Annotated in this window: 1 protein-coding gene and 1 pseudogene; both read right to left on the bottom strand. The window is 64.8% G+C overall.

The genetic code is table 11. The annotated features are described in order from the left end of the window. Positions 1-181: 181 nt before the first annotated feature. Entirely contained in the window at positions 182-832 is a 651-nt protein-coding gene (locus BS69_RS0112935) for an imm11 family protein (protein WP_029942373.1), read from the bottom strand. A 66-nt stretch (positions 833-898) separates the two neighbouring features. After that, positions 899-1,119 (bottom strand): annotated as a pseudogene (locus BS69_RS0112940) (aminotransferase); the annotation flags it as partial. Positions 1,120-1,297: the final 178 nt, after the last annotated feature.

Here is a 1,297-nt window from a genome sequence, read left to right on the forward strand (position 1 = left end):
TCCTCGCCGAGCGCCGCCGCCAGCAGGCGAAAGGTCCGCACCCGCAGGCGAAACTCGAAATCGGCCAGCCGCGCCGATTCCGTCTCGCCCTTCTTTAGCAGCGCGCCTCTGAGGTCCCAGACCATGGAATCAAGATGGGGATCGGACGAACGTCCGCAATGGGTGGGAAGCGGTCCCTGAGCTACCAGGTTTCGATCGCGCTTGGCTTCAATCCGGTCAGTCCCCTGTCGCGCACGGCGTCCACGAACCTGTCGGAAACGAAGGTCGCTCCGCCGGCAGAGCGGCTATCCACCCAAAGATGTGCATGTCCGATCTGATCGGCACTCAGAACAATCTTGGGAGCCATTTCGGGGCTCTTGTCCGCGGGGATCGGCTGACCGCGACGGATCAGATCCTGTAACGGTACCCAGTACATACCGCGGTTCAGGGCCATGGTCGGATTGTCCGGATGCATCGAGTCCAGGCGGTTGCCGACGAAGAGGAAGTAGCGTCGTTCGAGGTGCTGGCCGGATGCGTTCTCGTACGAGACCTCGACAAACTGGTGGATGCCGGGCTCGAGCTCCTCGATGAGCGCCTTGGCCTTCGCCGACACGTTCAAGACCAGGCCGTTGTCGAAGTCTGGAATGGCGTGACCTTCCCGACCCAGCCACCGCATCCTGGTCGGGAGGTGTTCGGTCCTGACGGGACGACCGGCGCTGAGGGGTCTCCCTCTTGGCGGGTAGCCACCATCGGGCGTTTCATCTTCCAGGCTGACTTGGTCGATCGCGCCGTCGATGGCTTCCACGGAGACGTAATGACCGTTCACAGGGCTCACATTCAGGCCGTACGGCATCAAGGTCCCCCATCACGCGGCTCTGACAATGAATGAGATCGAACCTACCGGCTTTTCTCTTGCAGCCAAGGCTGAGATGCCCTTGGACGCCGAATAGCCAAGCGCGTGGGGATTGGCCGCGACTTCCGCCAGCTTGGCGATGACGTGCGGGGCGGCGCGCTGTCGGGATTGCCCATGCCGAGGTCGAGCACGTCGCGCCCCTCCGCCCGCATCGCCGCGCGCATCCCGTTCACTTCGGCGAAGACGTAGGGCGGCAGCCGCTCGATGCGGTAGAAGTCGGTGCGCATGGGCCCGTTGTGACGCCCCTGCTGCACTGCGGCAAGGGTCAGAGCAGACGAGTGGGCGAGGGGTCGCCACGCTCCGCCACCAATTGCCGCCGCGCCTCCGCGCGACACTCGGCGTAGCGCTCCTGAAGTTGCTTCCCGTGCCGCTCCGCGAGGGCCGCCAGCACCCCCGCATCGTCGC

Origin of the sequence: Sphingomonas astaxanthinifaciens DSM 22298 (assembly GCF_000711715.1) — a bacterium.
Taxonomy (GTDB): Bacteria; Pseudomonadota; Alphaproteobacteria; order Sphingomonadales; family Sphingomonadaceae; genus Sphingomicrobium; species Sphingomicrobium astaxanthinifaciens_A.